12 protein-coding genes are annotated in these 17,090 nt (G+C 60.7%); 5 read left to right on the plus strand and 7 right to left on the minus strand.

What is annotated here, in order from left to right; translation table 11 throughout:
• Positions 1–101: 101 nt before the first annotated feature.
• Genes ACSQ3F_RS21110 through ACSQ3F_RS21120 form a run of 3 tightly spaced genes read right to left on the minus strand, consistent with a single transcriptional unit; the run spans position 102 to position 5,074 of the window.
• Complete coding sequence (locus tag ACSQ3F_RS21110) at positions 102–3,245, minus strand: efflux RND transporter permease subunit (protein ID WP_436102233.1); 3,144 nt, start codon at positions 3,243–3,245, stop codon at positions 102–104.
• Between the two features lie 31 nt (positions 3,246–3,276).
• Positions 3,277–4,416, minus strand: a complete 1,140-nt coding sequence (locus ACSQ3F_RS21115; RefSeq protein WP_436102234.1) for an efflux RND transporter periplasmic adaptor subunit — start codon at positions 4,414–4,416, stop codon at positions 3,277–3,279.
• Between the two features lie 55 nt (positions 4,417–4,471).
• Positions 4,472–5,074, minus strand: coding sequence for a TetR family transcriptional regulator (locus ACSQ3F_RS21120; protein WP_436102235.1), 603 nt, complete (start codon positions 5,072–5,074; stop codon positions 4,472–4,474).
• A 383-nt stretch (positions 5,075–5,457) separates the two neighbouring features.
• Between ACSQ3F_RS21120 and ACSQ3F_RS21125 the strand changes: the two genes are divergently transcribed.
• The 3 genes from ACSQ3F_RS21125 (at position 5,458) to ACSQ3F_RS21135 (ending at position 7,450) form a co-directional block, all read left to right on the plus strand.
• On the plus strand, positions 5,458–5,892 hold the full coding sequence (locus tag ACSQ3F_RS21125; protein WP_436102236.1) for a low affinity iron permease family protein: 435 nt from the start codon (positions 5,458–5,460) through the stop codon (positions 5,890–5,892).
• A gap of 132 nt (positions 5,893–6,024) precedes the next feature.
• Positions 6,025–6,543, plus strand: a complete 519-nt coding sequence (locus ACSQ3F_RS21130) for a GreA/GreB family elongation factor (RefSeq protein WP_436102237.1) — start codon at positions 6,025–6,027, stop codon at positions 6,541–6,543.
• 223 nt (positions 6,544–6,766) lie between these two features.
• Positions 6,767–7,450, plus strand: a complete 684-nt coding sequence (locus tag ACSQ3F_RS21135) for a DUF2161 domain-containing phosphodiesterase (RefSeq protein WP_436102238.1) — start codon at positions 6,767–6,769, stop codon at positions 7,448–7,450.
• A 133-nt stretch (positions 7,451–7,583) separates the two neighbouring features.
• Here ACSQ3F_RS21135 and ACSQ3F_RS21140 read toward each other — a convergent pair whose 3' ends face one another.
• The 3 genes from ACSQ3F_RS21140 to ACSQ3F_RS21150 all read right to left on the minus strand — a co-directional run bounded on the left by ACSQ3F_RS21140 (position 7,584) and on the right by ACSQ3F_RS21150 (position 13,579).
• Complete coding sequence (locus ACSQ3F_RS21140) at positions 7,584–7,733, minus strand: hypothetical protein (protein ID WP_436102239.1); 150 nt, start codon at positions 7,731–7,733, stop codon at positions 7,584–7,586.
• Positions 7,734–7,809: 76 nt separating this feature from the next.
• A complete protein-coding gene (locus ACSQ3F_RS21145) occupies positions 7,810–10,737 on the minus strand; it encodes an aminotransferase (RefSeq protein ID WP_436102240.1) in 2,928 nt (975 codons plus the stop codon).
• Positions 10,738–10,864: 127 nt separating this feature from the next.
• Entirely contained in the window at positions 10,865–13,579 is a 2,715-nt protein-coding gene (locus tag ACSQ3F_RS21150; protein WP_436102241.1) for a cation-translocating P-type ATPase, read from the minus strand.
• A gap of 378 nt (positions 13,580–13,957) precedes the next feature.
• Between ACSQ3F_RS21150 and ACSQ3F_RS21155 the strand changes: the two genes are divergently transcribed.
• A complete protein-coding gene (locus tag ACSQ3F_RS21155; protein ID WP_436102242.1) occupies positions 13,958–15,766 on the plus strand; it encodes a heavy metal translocating P-type ATPase in 1,809 nt (602 codons plus the stop codon).
• Positions 15,767–15,799: 33 nt separating this feature from the next.
• Here the strand turns inward: ACSQ3F_RS21155 and ACSQ3F_RS21160 are convergent, their stop codons facing one another.
• On the minus strand, positions 15,800–16,447 hold the full coding sequence (locus tag ACSQ3F_RS21160) for a BON domain-containing protein (protein WP_436102243.1): 648 nt from the start codon (positions 16,445–16,447) through the stop codon (positions 15,800–15,802).
• Between the two features lie 166 nt (positions 16,448–16,613).
• Between ACSQ3F_RS21160 and ACSQ3F_RS21165 the strand changes: the two genes are divergently transcribed.
• Entirely contained in the window at positions 16,614–17,069 is a 456-nt protein-coding gene (locus tag ACSQ3F_RS21165; RefSeq protein ID WP_436102244.1) for a pyridoxamine 5'-phosphate oxidase family protein, read from the plus strand.
• The last annotated feature ends 21 nt before the right edge of the window (positions 17,070–17,090 follow it).

Raw genomic sequence — 17,090 nt, forward strand, 5'->3', positions numbered from 1 at the left:
GCGCTATGCGCGTAGCGGATGGCTCTCCGGCCCATAAATCGATTGAACACCGCTGAATGCGAATAGCACTCTTCAGCGGTGTTCTGTGCGGCTTGCAGCACCTATTCGGCAGCCAAAGATGCCGGATAGATCGCTTCCGGCTCCAGTTCCTCGCTCGTCTGCTCGGGCTCGGACACGTTTTTCCGCGGCTCCTTGCCGAAGAACAGGGCGTAGCCTGCCGGCAACACGAGGATGGTCAGCACCGTGGCAACGAGGATACCGCCCATCATGGCAAAGGCGAGCGGGCCCCAGAAAACCCCGCGCGAGATCGGGATCAGCGCCAGCACAGCCGTCATCGCCGTCAGCACGATCGGTCGGAAACGGCGCACGGCAGAACCGATGATTGCTTCCGATCGTTCCATGCCGGCTGCAATATCCTGGTCGATCTGATCGACGAGGATGATCGAGTTGCGCATGATGATGCCGAGCAGCGCGATGACGCCGAGGATGGCGACGAAGCCGAAAGGCGCGCCGCTGATCAGAAGCGCTGCGGCCGCACCTATGATGCCGAGCGGACCGGTTGCGAGCACCAGCATCGCCTTGCCGAAATGCTGCAGCTGGATCATCAAAAGCACGACGATGACGGCAAGCATGACCGGCGCCTTGTCGGCGATCGACTGCTGGCTTTCGGCGGAATCCTCGGCGCCGCCCTGGATCTCCACCGTATAGCCGGGTGCAAGACCGTCGCGTAGCGGCTTCAGGTCGGCATACATCTTCATCGCCACATCGTTCGGCTGCACGCCATCCGGCAACGTGCCGCGCACGGTAATCGTCGGCAGGCGGTTGCGGCGCCATTCGATGCCCTGCTCGAGAACCGGCACGACCTTGGCGACCTGTGACAGGGGCACGAAACTGCCGAAATCCGTCGGGATATAGACCGAATCCACCGCCGACAGCAGGTGACGGCTCGTCTCCGGCTCACGGGCGACGATGGACACGGTCTCCTCGCCATCGCGGAAATCATCGAGCGGTGCGCCGGCCATCGCGGCCTGCAGCATCTGGCGGATTCGCTGCGACGTGACGCCGAGCGCCCGGGCACGGTCCTGATCGATCACCAGCTTCATTGCCGGCACGGGTTCCAGCCAGTCGTCGTGGATGGCGCCAAGCTGCGGGGTTTCGGAAAATTTCGCCTTGACCTGATCGGCGATCCGGCGAACCTCCTGACGATCCGGACCCATGATGCGCATCTGGACAGGCCAGCCGGTCGGGGGACCGAGGAACAGGCGATCGACTTTGCTGCGGATCGACGGGAAGTCCTGCGCAAGGATGCCTCGCAGCTTGACGATCAGCCGCTCGCGGGCCGGTTCGTCATTGGCCATGACGAGAAGCTGGGCGAAGTTCGGATTGCGCAACTGTTGGTCGAGCGGCAGGAAGAAGCGCGGCGCGCCCTCGCCGATATAGGTGGCGATGAACTTCTTGTCCTCGTCGTCCATCATCTTCGCTTCGAGCGCCTTGGCCTGCGCCTCGACCTGCCTGATGCTGGTACCTTCCGGCAGCCAGAGATCGACGAGGATTTCGGGCCTCGAGGACTGCGGGAAGAAGTTCTTCGGAATGAACTGGAACGCCCACAGGCTGGTGGCGAACGTGACCAGTGTCAGCGAAAGCACGATGATACGATGGCGCACGGCCCAGCCGACGGTGGCGCGCAGGCGGCGATAGAAGCGCGTATCGAAAACGTCGTGGTGCTCCCCGGCATGATGGCGCTGCTTGAGGATCATATGGCCGAGCCAAGGCGTGAAATAGACCGCCACGAACCAGGAGACGACCAGCGCGATCCCGACGACGTAGAACAGCGAGCGCACATATTCGCCGGCGGTCGAGGCCGCGAAACCGACGGGGATGAAGCCGGCCGTGGTGATTAAAGTGCCGGTCAGCATCGGGAAGGCTGTCGAGGAATAGGCGAAACTCGCTGCGTCAACCTTGTGCAGCCCCTCCTCGAGTTTGCGTTCCATCATCTCGACCACGATCATCGCGTCATCGACGAGCAGACCGAGCGCGATGATGAGGGCGCCGAGCGAAATGCGCTGCAGGTCGATGCCGAGCTCGTACATGATGGCAAAGGTGGCGGCGAGCACGAGCGGGATGGCAATGGCGATCACCAGGCCGGAGCGCCAGCCGATCGACAGGAAGGAGACGACGAGCACGATGACCAGCGCTTCACCGAGCGCTTTCATGAACTCGTTGACCGCCTCGGTCACGACTTCCGGCTGGTTGGCAATCTGGTCGACCTTGACGCCGTAGGGCAACGCGGATTCGAAGCGTTTGTAGGTTTCCTCGATGGTGGCACCGACATCGGTCACCTTGAAGCCCTTGGCCATGACGACGCCGAGCTGGACGCTGTCCTCGCCGTTGAAGCGGTACTTGCGCTGATAGGGATCTTCGAGCCCGGACGAGACGGTGGCGATGTCGCCAAGACGGGTGACCTGATCGCCGGCCCTCAGCCGCAGTTCGCGGATATCCGATGGCTTAGTCATGCCGCCGTCAACGGCGATGCGGACGGAGCGGCTGCCGGTATCGACGGAGCCCGACGGATCGACATTGTTCTGCCCCTTGATGGCATTCTGGACATCGGTCAGCGTCAGGCCGCGCGTGGCGAGCACCTTGGAGGAGATGTCGATATAGATCTTCTCCGGCTGGTCGCCGATGATGACGGCTTTTTCGACGCCGGGGGTCGTCAGGAGCATGTCACGCGCCTGGATGGCGAACTTCTTCAGCTCGGGGTAGCTGTAGCCATCACCGTTCAGCGAGTGCAGGGTGATGAAGGTATCGCCGAACTCATCGTTGAAATAGGGGCCGAGCAGGCCTTGCGGCAGCTCGTTTTCGATATCCCCGACCTTCTTGCGAACCTGGTAGTAGGCGTCTGCAACCTGCTCCGCATTGGTGTCGCCCTCGACCTGCAGCGTGATGATGGCGCTGCCAGGGCGGGTGTATGAGCGGACGAAATCGAGATGTGGCGTTTCCTGCAGCTTGCGCTCGATCTTGTTGACGACCTGGTCTTCCATTTCCTCAATTGAGGCGCCCGGCCAGATCGCCTGCACCACCATGACGCGGAAGGTGAAATCCGGATCTTCCTTCTGGCCCATGCGCATCAGGCCCAGGACGCCGGTGATGAGGATCAGGCCGAACAGGAAGCGCGCGATGCTCGGATGCTCGATCGCCCAGCGGGAGAGGTTGAAGGACTGCTTTTGATCGGTGGAGGTGTTCATCGGCTTCGTTCCGTTCTCGATCAAACCAGGTTCAGCGCGTCAGCGTGGCAGTGTCGGCCAAGGCCGATTGCTGGCCGGCTGCGGCATCGAGTTTCACCTTCAGTCCTTCCGTCATGAACTGCGTCCCTGCGGAAACGACGACATCGCCGGGCTTCAGCCCTTCGGCGATGCGCACGCCGTCGCCGACGAAATCGGCGATCTTGACCGGGCGGGAATGCACGGTCGCAGCAGCACGGTCGACCGTCCAGACGATGGGCTGATCATCCTTCTTCGTCAGAGCGCTCAACGGGATAGAGACAAGCTGACGCGCGCTGTCGGCGGAGGCTTCGATATTGGCGGTCATGCCGAGCAGGACCTTGGGGTTGTTCGGCAGGCTGATGCGGACGGCGAAGGTGCGCGACTGCTGATCGGCGCTGCCTGCGACTTCGCGGACCCTGCCCTGCAGCGTCAAGGCGGCATCGGACCAGAAGCTGGCCGTCACGGTCTTTCCCGGCTTGAACTGGGCGATATCCAGTTCCGGCACTGCCACCAGAACTTCCTTTTCACCGTCGACCGCAACCGTCACAACCGGCGTACCCGAGCCCACGACCTGGCCGACATCGGCGTTGATGGCGGTGACGATGCCGTTCTGGTCGGATTTCAGATCGGTGTAGCTGACCTGATTCTTTGCCTGATCGAGAGCCGACCGGGCTGAATCGCGGGTGGCAACCGCCTGGTCATAGCTAAGCACAGCCTGTTCCAGCTGCGATTTTGGCGAGACGTTTTTGGCAAAGAGTTGTTCGGCGCGGTTGCGGGCCAGCTCAGTGGTCTCTACCTGCCGTTCGGCCGCATCGAGGCTCGCCTCGGCGCTTCGCACGGAAAGCTCGTAATCCGCGGGGTCGATACGGGCGAGAAGATCACCGGCCTTTACCCTCTCACCGATATCAACAAGGCGCTCGCTGATCTTGCCGTTGATCCGGAAGCCGAGGTTCATTTCGACGCGGGCGCGCACCGACCCGGCATAGTTGAGCGTGCGGGTGTCATTCGCCTGCGCGATCTCGATCACTTTGACCGGGCGGATGATCTCCCTGGTCTCGGCCTTCTCCTCGGAGCATGCGGCGAGCGTAAGCAGCGCGGCAGCAAGGAGGGTGACGGGCGCAACCCGGGTGCGAAGGTGATTGAGCAAAGACATTTTCGCACTCCTGAATAAAGAAACAATTGCAAACGGAGCCGGCGGGCGGCTCCGTTTACCTCAAGGCCTTGATGACAAATTCGATGAGTTCCTCGGGCATTGCCCGGTTCTTCTTGGCGAGACATTGCGCCACCATCTGAGGATGGCACAGGTTGACCGTCGCCGCGCCGAAGCAGCGGGACGCAACGGCTGCGTCCTGTTCGGCAAATTCGCCTGCCTGGATGCCCTGCCGGATAATCTCTTCGACGAGCTCGTGCATACGGTCGATATGCTTTTCGATGACATGCCAGTCGCGCTCGATGGCAACGACGACCATCTCATGCACTTTTTCCTGATCGAGCATGGCCGTCAGAACAAGCTGATGCTGCGTATGGAGATACCGGCGCAAACGATCGGCGGCGCTGATCGGCAGGCGCGATATCTCGTAAGCCTGCTGATAGCTGCCCGCGAGCATGCGACCGCACACCGCCTGGTGAATTTCAGTCTTCGAGGCAAAGAAACGGTAGATATTGGCCGGCGACATGCCGAGATCACGCGCGATATCGGCGACGGTGGTCTTGGAGTAGCCATAGTGCCGGAAAAGCCGCTCCGCCGAATCGAGGATTCGGGTGACGTTTTCCTGCCGGGTGGCTTCGATGGTATCGGCGATGTCATCCATCTGGACAGACTTTCGATTTACGACTGACGAATTTTGATTTTCATCAGTCGTAAATCGAAAGCTTGTCCAAGTCAATGGATGGGGCGATCACGTTTACGAGGCTGACCCTTGGACTTGCTCGACACTCCGCAGCCCAACCGCCAGAAAGTCGGCAAAAGCGCGGCGCTTGGCCGCGATACCTTCCGAAGGCATGACGTGAACCGGCAGCGGCGGTTCCGCGTGATCGGCCAACACGATCGGAAGGCGTCCATCTTCAATGGCGGATGCAACCTGATAGGATAAAGCGCACGCTGCAGATTCTATTTGATGAATGGACGGCAACGACCGGAACTTCCGCAGCCACCAGGAATTTCTGACATGCTTATTCCCAAGGGAGGAACACCATGTTCGCGAAGCCCAGCTTCTTTTCCAGATTTTCTGGAAGCGTCGCAGAATTGACCGGCAAGCCGGCAACGTTCGTCATTGCCGTCGCCGGTATCATCGTCTGGGCCGCTACCGGTCCATTTTTCGGCTTTTCAGAGACGTGGCAACTCGTCATCAACACGGGAACGACGATCATCACCTTTCTGATGGTCTTCGTATTGCAAAACTCGCAGAACCGGGACAGCAGGGCGGTTCAAGCGAAACTCGACGAACTGATCCTCACCAGCGATGCGGAAAATCGCTTCATGGGCATCGAACATCTCGACGAGGAGGAACTGAAGCGGTTGACCCGGCTCTTGAGGGAAGCGGCCGAGAGCGAACCGGATCATGTGCTTGCCGGAAAAGTCGATCACATCGTCCGGTATCGCCGCACCAAGCTGAAAAAGAGGATATAAGCAAACGGAGGGGCGAAATCGCTCAACGGCTGAAATTGTCCGGGCTCACGGAAGTTTCTTGCCCGTTGCCCTTTCCAAGCCCCCAAAGCGAACTCAAAAGCGTAAGGTGCGTTCCTAGGGAGGGAGAAAACCATGAGCCGAGCATTTACGAGAGAAATCGACGATGCCCCTTCCCCGCCCGCTCCGGGGCGTCCCATCAGCGCTGCCCGCAATCTCGTCACGCCGAATGGCGCGCGTCAGATCGAACAGGCGATCGCAGCGTTGAACCAACAGATCGAAGCAAGCGGCGACAGCGATGCGCTGGCCACGATCAAGCGAGACTTGCGATACTGGCATGCACGCCATGCCAGTATGGAGATCGTCGAACCCATCGCAACGCCCCCGGCGGTCGCGTTCGGAACCCATGTCACCATCAAACGCGGTGGCAAGGCCAAAAAGCTTCATATCGTCGGCGAGGATGAGGCCGACCCGGCGGCCGGCGCAATCGCCTGGACATCGCCTCTCGCACGGGCGCTAGAGGGCGCAAGCCCTGGCGATGTTGTCGAATTCGAAGCGGCCGGGCACGAGGAGGAAATCGTCGTCCTGTCCGTAGCCGGAGCTTCGGGTGGTCGAAACCATTCTGTTCGAGACAAGCGGCAGGATACCGAATAATTCCCATTTACCGGTGCTGCTTTGTCGCAAGGCCATCGCCGGTGGGTCCGACCACATCCGCGCCCACGATTTGCTCGGCATCGCGCGCATCATACCCGGCTGTTGATCAGTGGCCCAACCGGCCGCCACGTGGTGACGGCATCTGCCGGCAGAACTGCGCATTTTGTTGATCTCATTCACGAAACGCGCAAAGACCGTGGCGCTGAACAATTGAGGACATGATTTGGAAACCACGCTCTATCTGCCGATCAAGCGTTTCCTTGAGGCCGCCGGCTACCGCGTCAAGGGTGAAATCGCCGGCTGCGATATCGTCGGGCTAAGTGCGGATGAACCGCCGGTCGTCGTCATCTGCGAGCTGAAGCTCAGCTTCAATCTGGAACTCATCCTGCAGGCCATCGACAGGGCATCGGCCAGCGACGAAGTCTGGATTGCCGCCCGGGTTTCGGCGAAGGGAAAGGGCCGCGAGAGCGACCGCCGGTATCGTGATCTCTGCCGCCGGCTGGGTTTCGGCATGCTCAGCGTTTCCGGCAATGGCACGGTTGACGTCGTCGTCAGTCCGATCGCGCCGATGCCGCGCAAGAATCTCCGCAAGCGATCGCGCCTCGTTGACGAGCACAAGCGCCGGAAAGGCGACCCTGCCGTTGGCGGCAGCACGAGAGCGCCGATCATGACGGCCTATCGCCAGCAAGCGCTTGCCTGCGCCGCTGCCTTGCAGAACGGTCCGTTGCGTCCGAAGGACCTGAAGGCCATTGTTCCCACGGCGGCGAATATCCTCAGCGGCAACGTCTATGGTTGGTACGAGCGCATTGACCGCGGCATTTACGGACTGACCGCAGCGGGCGCCGAAGCGTTGATACGGTGGCCGGCATCGTCGGCGGCAGAGAATGTCGAGGCAGCGGCAGAATAAGCCTGCAGTTGAGTTGCCGCGACTTCACGCAGCGGACACCTTGGGCAGCATGCGGACGATCGCTTGATCGAGCAACGGATCGACCGGCAGCGCCTCTGATGGCAGCTTGATGATCACGATCTCCCTTGCCGGATCAATCCATATCCATTCTTCCACGCATCTGGACCGCCACCCGTCCAGAGATCGCCGCAGACAAGCCCGTCAATGCAAGGTCACGCGCCGTCGCCGACATGCCGCCGGCCGCACGCGCGTTGAGGATGAAGACATCGGCCGTCTGCGTCATGCGGGGACCAGCGGCTCAGGGACGTGAGACGCGAGCCAAGCTGATCGGGGTGCGCGATTGAACCGGGGATCACAGCCTACCATCCCTCCGAAAGCACCCGTTCCAGCATGTCCGCGAAGAAATCGGCGCTCTCCCGCGACAGGCAGAGCGGCGGCTTGATCTTCAAGACGTTCAGATAATCGCCGGTTGGCTGCATGATGACGCCGAGCTCAAGCAGCCGGTCGCAGATCGCAGCCGTTTCTTCGGTCGCAGGCGCCAGCGTCTCGCGGTCGCGCACGAACTCCAGCCCGAGATAAAGGCCCGTGCCATGCACCGCGCCGACAAGCGGAAACTGCTGGCCGAGAGCTTCGAGGCGGCGCTTCAGGTGATCGCCGACGATACGGGCATTCTTCTGCAGGCCTTCGTCGCGCATGATATCGAGAACAGTCATGCCGACAACCGAACTGACCGGGCTGCCGCCGGCGGAGGAGAAGAAATAGCCTTCCTTCTCCAACGCATCGGCGATCGCGCGGGTGGTGATGACGGCACCGAGCGGATGGCCGTTGCCCATTCCCTTGGCGATCGTGATGATATCTGGCACGACGCCCTGCTCCTCGAAGCCCCAAAAGTGTTGACCGAGGCGACCATAGCCAACCTGCACCTCATCGGCGATGCAGACGCCGCCTCGTGCCCGCACCTTGGCGTAGATCTCCGTGAGATAACCAGGCGGCAGCGGAATACCGCCGGCATTTCCGTAGACGCATTCGCAGATGAAGCCGGCGAGCTTTTGTCCAGCTTCGTCCAGCTTGTCGAAGACGCGCGCGGCTGCGGCGACGTAGCCCGCGGTGGAGCCCGGTCCGCGGAAAGGGCCGCGATAGGTGTTGGGTGACGCAAGCGGGTGTACCCAGTCCGGCCGGGTGGTCAGCGCCTGTGGGTTGTCGGCGATTGAGGTCGAGACGGCATCGCTGGCGACCGACCAGCCGTGATAGCCTTCGAGAAGGCAGAGCATGTTGCGCGCGCCGGTCGCCGCCCAGGCAAGCCGCAGCGCCAGATCGTTGGCCTCCGAGCCGCTATTGACCAGGAATACCGTGCCGAGGCCATCGGGCGCCAGCCCCGCGAGGCGCTCGGAAAATGCCGCGACCGAGGCATAGTGAAACCGGGAATTGGTGTTGAGCCGCTGCCATTGCCGATGAACGGCATCGGCCAGTCGCGGATGGCCATGGCCGAGGATCGTGACGTTGTTGACCATGTCGAGATAAGCGCGTCCCTCGACGTCGAACATATGCTCGCGCCAGCCCCGTTCGATCTGTGGCGGCATTTCGTAATAGTTCTTCTGTGGCCGGGCGAAATGGCGCTGGCGGCGATCGAGGAGCGACGCACTCTTCGGCAGCGGCGCATCGCAATCGAAGCCGAGCAAGGGGGCGGGTGAAGGGCACAAGTCTCTCCATGCGGCCGCATGTCGCGGCGAAACGAAAAGCGGCGGGACGATCTCCGTCTCGCGGCAGAGCTGGACGCGCAGTGAGCACTTTCCGTCCGCGGCTTCGGCCACCATGCCAAGCAGCGTCCCGCAAGCAACTGTCGCCTCTTGCGGATGACCTGGCTGAACACCGCCCAGATGGAGAGCAATCTCGTCTCCGACCAAGACAAGTCCGTCCACCGTGTGCTTGACCGCCCCGGCAAACGGCGCAGCGACGGTTGTGCCGGCGGGCAGGAAAAGATCGACACAAAGCGCAAAAGTTTCCGAAGGCTTCGGCGATAGCAGAGTTGTCCGGGTCAGCCGGTATTCGCCATAGCGACTGGCTACAATCGGATTCTCACGGAGAGCTTGGGAGAGCAGCCTACGTTCCAGCTCGGGTGCCGGCCATCCCACGCCGTCGAAGGTAGGGCTTTGCGTATCCAGCGCGACGGCAGCAACCTCGGACCGATCGATATCGGGCAGCAGAAAGTCACCGGTGATCGAGGCGGCCCCGTCCTCGCTCGCCAGACCAACCGCTTGAAGGATCGCCGTCTCCATCAACGCAAACGGCGCCGAGACCGCAACGTCAAAAATCACACGCTCATGGTCGATGTTGCCGCGAACATAAGCATTGTCCGGATCAAGAGCGAGTTGCTGCTCGCTGCTCGCGACCAGGACCGCGGCCCGCGCCACGATCAGCGGCCAGAGCGCCTGGAATTCGGCATCGTTCAGCGGGAATGTCGTGTGAAACGCTTTCACTGCCGGCAGGATGACGAACGGATCGCCATCGGCATGGTGGAGCAGAGACGCGCAGGTCACGGCCAGATCCGCAACGAGCCAGCCGGTCATGATATCGCCGAAATCAATCACGCCGCCCGGGATCAGCCGGCCGTTTCTATCGGGCAGGCTAACGACATTGTCGTCGGTCACATCGTGATGGATCGCCTGCCATCGAAGCCGCGGGGCCAATCCCTCGATACGCCGCATCGCCCCCTCCATTGCCTGGGTGATGCGTGTCTTCATATCCGCATCTTTGACCGCCGAGAGAAGATGGCGTACGACAGGTTCGGCGCGACGCAGATCCCATTGCAGGTCCCTCGAAAGGCCGGGATGGGTGAAATCCGAGAGCGCCAAGGCGAGCCGGCCGCCAAGCGCGCCGAGCGTTGCGATGGTGACCAGCGACAGATAGATCCGGCGCGTCAGCGGTTCGCCGTCGACATAGTCGAGCAGGCGGATCTGATAGTTCTGGCCGCGGATTGAGACGAACAGGATATCCGCTCCGCTGGCGGCGGCGATAACCCTGGGCACTCTCGGCGTTCCGGGTTTGCCGGCAATGTGGCGCAAGGCGGCATTCTGCGCTTCGAGCTCGACGATCGCATAGTCCGTCCGGCATATCTTCAGGACGAAGCGGCCGCCGACTGTGTCGATGCGATAGTTGCGATCCTGCTGGCTGCCCAGTTCGCAGACCGGCCCGGACAGGCCATAATGCGCAGCGAAAAGCACGCGGGCATCCTCAGCGGTCACATCCGGCCGCGACAGTTGCGCCCGCCGCAAAAACGCGTGTTCCACACCTCGCTCCCTTAAATCGCAACGCCCGCAGATTGGCACAGCCTCAAGCGAAGGCGAACCGCAAATTCTCTGGTTCTCGGAAAATTCGGGCGCCCAAAGTTCCGGGGATACTCTATCGACGATCACTTCACCTGCGGTGTTTCGCAAATGTCGACGAGCATTGTGCAATATGCCGATGCCGGCTGCGGCGTCGGCGCCATTTGTCGAATTCCATCACGATCAGCACCGAGGAAGCCACCAGAAGCAGCGCGACCCATTCCCCGGGCGATATTGGCGCCAGTTGCAGGGCGTCTCGCAGCCAGGGAATATACATGGCCGAAATATGCAGCGCTTGCGCCGCGGCGACGCTGACGACCAGAATGGGATTGGCAAAAATGCTGAGGGCAAAGACAGACTTGCGTTCCGACCGGCTGCTGAAGGTCTGGAAGTTTTCAAAGAGTACCATGAGCAACAGCAGCATATTGCGCGCCTGCTCTTCGCTGTAACCCTGCTGCAGCAGCCAGTAGAAGGTTGCGAAACCGCCAAGCCCCATGACGATCGTGGATTGCCAGATCCGCCGGATCATCACTTGATCAAAGATCGGTTCGCTCGGCCGGCGAGGTGGGTGGGAAAGCTCGTCGCCCTCCGCTCTTTCATTGGCCAGCGCCACGTCCTGGATACCGTTGGTCACAAGGTTGAGCCAGAGCAATTGCACGGGCAGCAACGGCATCGGCAAGCCGAGCGGCATGGCAAGCAGAAACAGCACCACCTCAGCAGCACCGGTCGACATCAGCATGAAGATGACCTTGCGGATATTGGCGTAGGCAACCCGTCCCTCACGGACGCCGCTGACGATCGATGCGAAGTTGTCGTCGGTGATAACGATGTCGGCGCTCTCCTTGGCGACCTCGGTTCCCTTACGCCCCATCGCCACCCCGACATGAGCCTGTCTCAGGGCTGGCGCGTCGTTAACACCATCACCGGTGACCGCAACGAAATGGCCATTGCGCGCCAACGACAGCACGATCGAGAGTTTTTGGGCCGGCAGGACGCGTGCATAGATCCGGGCCTGCCGAGTGAGTTCATCAAGTGTCTCCGAGCCGCGCTCTTCGGCACTTCGGACGTCCCCGCCCGTTACCACCTGATCCGGACCGAAGACCAGTCCTGCCTGCGAGGCAATCGCGGCTGCGGTCCGGGGGTCGTCACCGGTCACCATGGCCACCTCTATTCCCGCGGCATGACAGTCGCTCACAGCTTTCGGTACTTCCGGCCGGAGCGGATCCTGCATGCCGGCCAAACCGAGGAAAACGAGATCGACAAGGTGATGATGACCGTAGCCTCCTTCCATTTCATCTTCGATCTCGCCCTCTGCGAAGGCGAGGACGCGCAGGCCACGCGCGGCCATCTCCTCCTTCTGCCGGATCAGAATTGTGCGGTCTATCGGCACGGCGCGACCGCCAACATCCATGCGATCGGCCATGTCGATCAGGGTCTCGGCTGCACCTTTGACGAAGATGCGTACGCTCTTTCCCCGGCGATGAAAGGACGCAGCATATTTGAGATCCGGCTCATAGGGGATGCGAACAAGCAGCGGATAGTCTTCTTCGATTGCGTTCTGCACGATCCCTGCCTTGCGCGCCGCCGCAAGCAGAGCGACATCGACGGTGTCGCCGACCCCCTTCCAGCCGTCACTTTCTTTGGTGAGCCGGCCTTCATTCGGCAAGGACGCAGCCTTGAGTAGGGCGAGCGCCCTGTCTCGCGCCTGATCGGGCGTTGTTCCTGGGCCATGAATGCGGCAGGCATCAAGATCGGGTCCCGCCTCGCATAACAACTCCGTGCCGTCCGGCAGGAAAATATCCGTCACGGTCAACTCGTTGCGGGTCAGCGTGCCCGTCTTGTCGGTTGCGATCATGGTACATGAGCCGAGGGATTCGACTGCTGGCATTCGCCGCACGATGACATTCGCCTTCGCCATGCGACGCATGCTGATTGCCAGTGCCACAGAGATCGCGACGGGCAGGCCCTCCGGGATCGCGCTGACAGCCAAGCCGACGGACATCATGAAAAGATCATGCAAGGCCATCCCGCGCGCGAGCCCCACGACGATGAGCAGCGCCACGGCAATGGCAACCATGCAGGCAATCATATGCGAGAATCTTTCGAGCCGGATCATCAGAGGCGGGCGCGAGACGTATGTCTTTCCGATTTCGGCGGCGATCTTGCCGATTTCCGTCGCCGCTCCAGTCGCGGTCACAACGCCTCTTCCCCGACCGCGCGTGATAAGCGCGCCCGCAAAGGCGGCGCAGTCCCTCCCCTCATTGAATTCCTTGCCGCCTGAAGCCTTCTTGCGGACTGGAACGGACTCGCCGGTTAGCAGCGATTCGTCGCAAAGGAGGTCATTCACGGCCCTCAGGCTGATATCTGCAGGCACTCGCCCGCCTGCATCAAGCAAGACGACGTCGCCGGGCACGAGCAGTTGCGCATCGGTCTCCTGGACCTGGCCGTCGCGAATGACCGTCGCATGCGGCTGTTCCAATTTCCGAAGGGCCGCGGCTGCCCGCCCGGCCGAATGCTCCTGGACGCCGCCAATAATCCCATTGATGAGCAAGACCGCGCCAATAAAGAGGGCGTCCTTCACGTCACTCAGGGCCAGCGACACAAGGGCCGCCGCAAGGAGGATATAGATCAACGGGCTGCGAAACTGTCGCAGAAAAGTCGCCAAAAAAGAGGGTGACCGCGGTTCGGGCAGGACGTTCCGGCCAAATCTCGTCAATCTCGCATGTGCGTCTTGACTGCTCAGTCCGCTGTCAAAGGAACCGAGACGTGGGGCGTCATCTTCAACATTGGAAACGTTGGAATGCATTGCTGCTCCATGCGATGCAGTCTGCCGTGCACGGCAGCCCAAGGAGTTACCCTTCGTAATATAGCCGGCATGCGCGAGGGTCCTTTGATGTGCGTCAACTCGGTTCGAACGCGGTTGGAAGCTGCTATCGTGGATCACCAACACCCGCTGCCGTCATGGCAAACCTAAGGAAATCTAGCCGGCACCAACAAGATCGAGGCGTCCTTTGCGAAGAGGCTGTTAACGGTTAAGCTTGAAAACCGGTAAGATTTGCCGCCCGGTGCAGAAAATTCGCATTCGCCATGTTCTTGGCTTTTCGTAAGCCTCTCCGAGACGAAAAAGGCACCGATGCAACTCTGTTTCCGCCGTTACGCCCTCCTGAGCAGGCTATCAGATCATATGCAATCGATCTTGGTCGCGGTTGCGCTGACCGGGCTTGTTGGTGGATTTGCGCTTCAATTCATGGGCATGCCCTTTCCATCGCGGCTCCTTTGGGGAGGCGCGACAGTTCCTATATTGGCTGTGCTCCTTGTGACCGCCGGCAACTCCCTTTTTCGCGGCGACTTCGGTCTGGACCTGATTGCTGTTCTCTCCATGACTGTCGCTCTGGTGTTCGGCGAGACGCTGGCAGCAAACGTCGTTGCCCTTATGTATGCCGGCGGACAAATGCTCGAAGTGTTTGCATCCGGCCGCGCAGCGAAAGAGATGACGGCATTGCTCGGACGGGTCCCGCAGCGTGCGATACGCTATTGCGGCGACCAGCTCGAGGACGTGCCTATCTCCTCACTCGTGCCTGGCGACCGCCTTCTCATTCGACAAGGCGAGGTTATACCCGTCGATGGGACGATCGTGTCGGGATCCGCCCTGCTGGATCAGTCGGCCCTGACCGGTGAGTCCCTTCCCGTCGAGCGCCGCCCGGCTGATGAAGTGCTGAGCGGCAGTTCCTCACTCGGTCGTGCCTTTGATATGCAGGTCCTGCGCCCGGCGGCCGAGAGCACCTATGCGGGCATTGTACGGCTGGTGGAGGCTGCGCAGAAAAGCAAAGCGCCAATGGCGCGTTTGGCTGATCGCTACGCAATCGTCTTTCTTCTCCTGACGATTGGACTGTCCGTCGCAGCATGGCTTCTGTCCGGTGAGCCTCGCCGCGCATTGGCAGTCCTTGTTGTTGCAACCCCCTGCCCGTTGATCCTTGCCGTACCGATAGCCCTCGTTTCAGGTCTCTCCCGATCCGCGAGAATTGGAGTATTGATAAAGGGAGGCGATGTGCTAGAGGCGCTCAGCCGCGTGCGTGTGGCTGTGCTTGACAAGACCGGCACATTGACTTTCGGCTCTGCGGAAATCGTGGAAATCCGTGCAGTTAGCTGGGTTTCAGACTCTGAACTTCTTCGGCTCGCAGCATCGCTGGACCAGGCTTCAAACCACGTGATGGCGGCCGCGCTCGTCGCCGCTGCCGGCAAGCGCGGGCTGCGGCTCTCGTCACCCAGCAACGTTCGAGAAGAAGCTGGGGCAGGGTTGGAAGGCCTCGTCGAGGGAAAAAGGGTCGTCATTGGAGGAAGTGGTTACGTTGCCGCCAACAGCAACGAAGGCGATCCGAGATCGTTCCGCGCAGATGTAAAACCGGGCCAAATGGTCGTGGCAGTGGCAATTGACGGCATCGTTGCCGGAATAATCGTCATGGCCGATCAAGTCAGAACCGACGCTTCCACAGCCGTTGCCCGCTTCCGGGAAGCAGGGATTACAGAAATCATTCTTGCAACGGGGGATCGTCTCGACGTGGCGTCTGTCATCAGCGATGGATTGGGAATTGATCAGGTTCTCGCAGACCTTATGCCGGAGCAGAAAGTGGGGACCGTTCTCGCCGCTCGTCGATCCGGTCCTGTGATGATGGTCGGTGATGGCGTGAATGACGCCCCAGCCCTGGCATCTGCGGATGTCGGCGTGGCAATGGGGGCACGCGGTGCGGCGGCCTCCTCCGAGGCCGCCGGGGTGGTCCTCCTCGTCGACAAGCTTACGCCTCTCGCACAGGCGATCGCGATCGCGCACCGGACGCTTGCAATCGCGAGGCAAAGTGTGATTGCCGGTCTCGGTCTGTCGTTAGCCGCAATGTTTCTGGCGGCTTTCGGTTACCTGCCGCCGGTGCAGGGCGCATTGCTGCAGGAGATCATCGATCTCGCCGTCATCCTCAATGCAATGCGTGCGCTGCGGTGAGCAAGAGGGAAATCCCGGGCCACGACCCGTTGGTCAGACGACGACCAACCGATCTTCGACCGCCGTGACGCCTGGAACCGACCAGGCAGCACGTTCCGCTGTGGTGCGCTCTCGCCAGGTATTTACTCTGCCGTTCAACGTCACTTTTCCCCCTAAAACATCTACGGTGATGCCATCTGCTTCTATCTCCGCATTCCGTGTGAGCGCGGTTTCGATGGAATTTTTGATGCTGGCAATGTCGACGCGCGGATGGATTGTCAACATGTTGCTGACACCCGAAACGCCTGAGAGTTTGCGCACCGCGTTTTCGGCCGCTGCCCGTTGAAAATGCCAGTCGACCTGCCCCGACAGCGTCACCCATCCCTTTTGAACTTTGATATGAATTTTCTCGTCCGGAATGGCCGCGTCCCAAGCAATGATCTTCGCGGCACGCCCGGCGATTTCGTCGTCCGCCGTCTTTTTATCTTCAGCAAATCTGACTTCGATATCCTGGGCGATGGCACGCACTCCCTTGATGCGTTGTACCACGCGTTCCGTCATGGTTTTCTCCGCGTAGCTACCGACATGCCCGGTAAGCGTAACAACACCGTTTTCGACGGCGACGCCGATGTTGCGGGCCTCGATGCTTGGCTCAAATGCAAGCTCATCCAGAATATCCTGGCGCAGTTTGATGTCGCGCATGACGATCTCCTCCTTTGGCGAGTGGGTTCGGCTCGTTGTGAGCGCGATGTTTTGTTATTCTCAGGTGATTGGCGCCGGGAGTCATTGAGCTGTGTCAAAATGAAGTGACGTTCTTCGTGCCATTATTCCCGTTGCGAAACCTGGTGCCGAAAGGGAGCCAAATGCCATGATGGTCAAAGAAATGACGCGCCCGGAATGCATCGCCCTGGTTTCCGCCGGCCGTCTGGGACGGCTGGCCTGCTCCAGAAATGACCGGCCTTATATCGTCCCGATTCACTATGCCCTTGACGGCAATTGCCTTTATAGTTTCTCCATGCCGGGACAGAAGATCGACTGGATGCGCGAGAACCCTCACGTTTGCGTCGAGATCGACGCGTTCTCGAGCGGCCGCGAATGGAGAAGCGTCGTCATTTACGGGAAATATCAGGAGTTTCCCGACACCGACCAATGGCATCACCAGCGCGTTCATGCCTGGTCAATTCTCGAGCAGCACAAAAATTGGTGGGAGCCAGGAGCGTTGAAGCCGACACCGCAAGCGATTGTGAGCGCTTCGCCGCACCTGTTTTACGGAATTGACATAGTCGACGTAACCGGAAGGATGGCAGTCGACGAGGATAATTAGCCCGCAGGCGGTTGATCGAAT

Source organism: Pararhizobium sp. LjRoot238, assembly GCF_964252955.1.
Classification (GTDB): domain Bacteria; phylum Pseudomonadota; class Alphaproteobacteria; order Rhizobiales; family Rhizobiaceae; genus Pararhizobium.

Excerpts from the sequence above, each read along its gene's own strand:
- ACSQ3F_RS21110 (WP_436102233.1), bottom strand. The coding sequence starts at position 3,245 with ATGAACACCTCCACCGATCAAAAGCAGTCCTTCAACCTCTCCCGCTGG.
- ACSQ3F_RS21115 (WP_436102234.1), bottom strand. The coding sequence starts at position 4,416 with ATGTCTTTGCTCAATCACCTTCGCACCCGGGTTGCGCCCGTCACCCTC.
- ACSQ3F_RS21120 (WP_436102235.1), bottom strand. The coding sequence starts at position 5,074 with ATGGATGACATCGCCGATACCATCGAAGCCACCCGGCAGGAAAACGTC.
- ACSQ3F_RS21125 (WP_436102236.1), top strand. The coding sequence starts at position 5,458 with ATGTTCGCGAAGCCCAGCTTCTTTTCCAGATTTTCTGGAAGCGTCGCA.
- ACSQ3F_RS21130 (WP_436102237.1), top strand. The coding sequence starts at position 6,025 with ATGAGCCGAGCATTTACGAGAGAAATCGACGATGCCCCTTCCCCGCCC.
- ACSQ3F_RS21140 (WP_436102239.1), bottom strand. The coding sequence starts at position 7,733 with ATGACGCAGACGGCCGATGTCTTCATCCTCAACGCGCGTGCGGCCGGC.
- ACSQ3F_RS21150 (WP_436102241.1), bottom strand. The coding sequence starts at position 13,579 with ATGCATTCCAACGTTTCCAATGTTGAAGATGACGCCCCACGTCTCGGT.
- ACSQ3F_RS21155 (WP_436102242.1), top strand. The coding sequence starts at position 13,958 with ATGCAATCGATCTTGGTCGCGGTTGCGCTGACCGGGCTTGTTGGTGGA.
- ACSQ3F_RS21160 (WP_436102243.1), bottom strand. The coding sequence starts at position 16,447 with ATGCGCGACATCAAACTGCGCCAGGATATTCTGGATGAGCTTGCATTT.
- ACSQ3F_RS21165 (WP_436102244.1), top strand. The coding sequence starts at position 16,614 with ATGATGGTCAAAGAAATGACGCGCCCGGAATGCATCGCCCTGGTTTCC.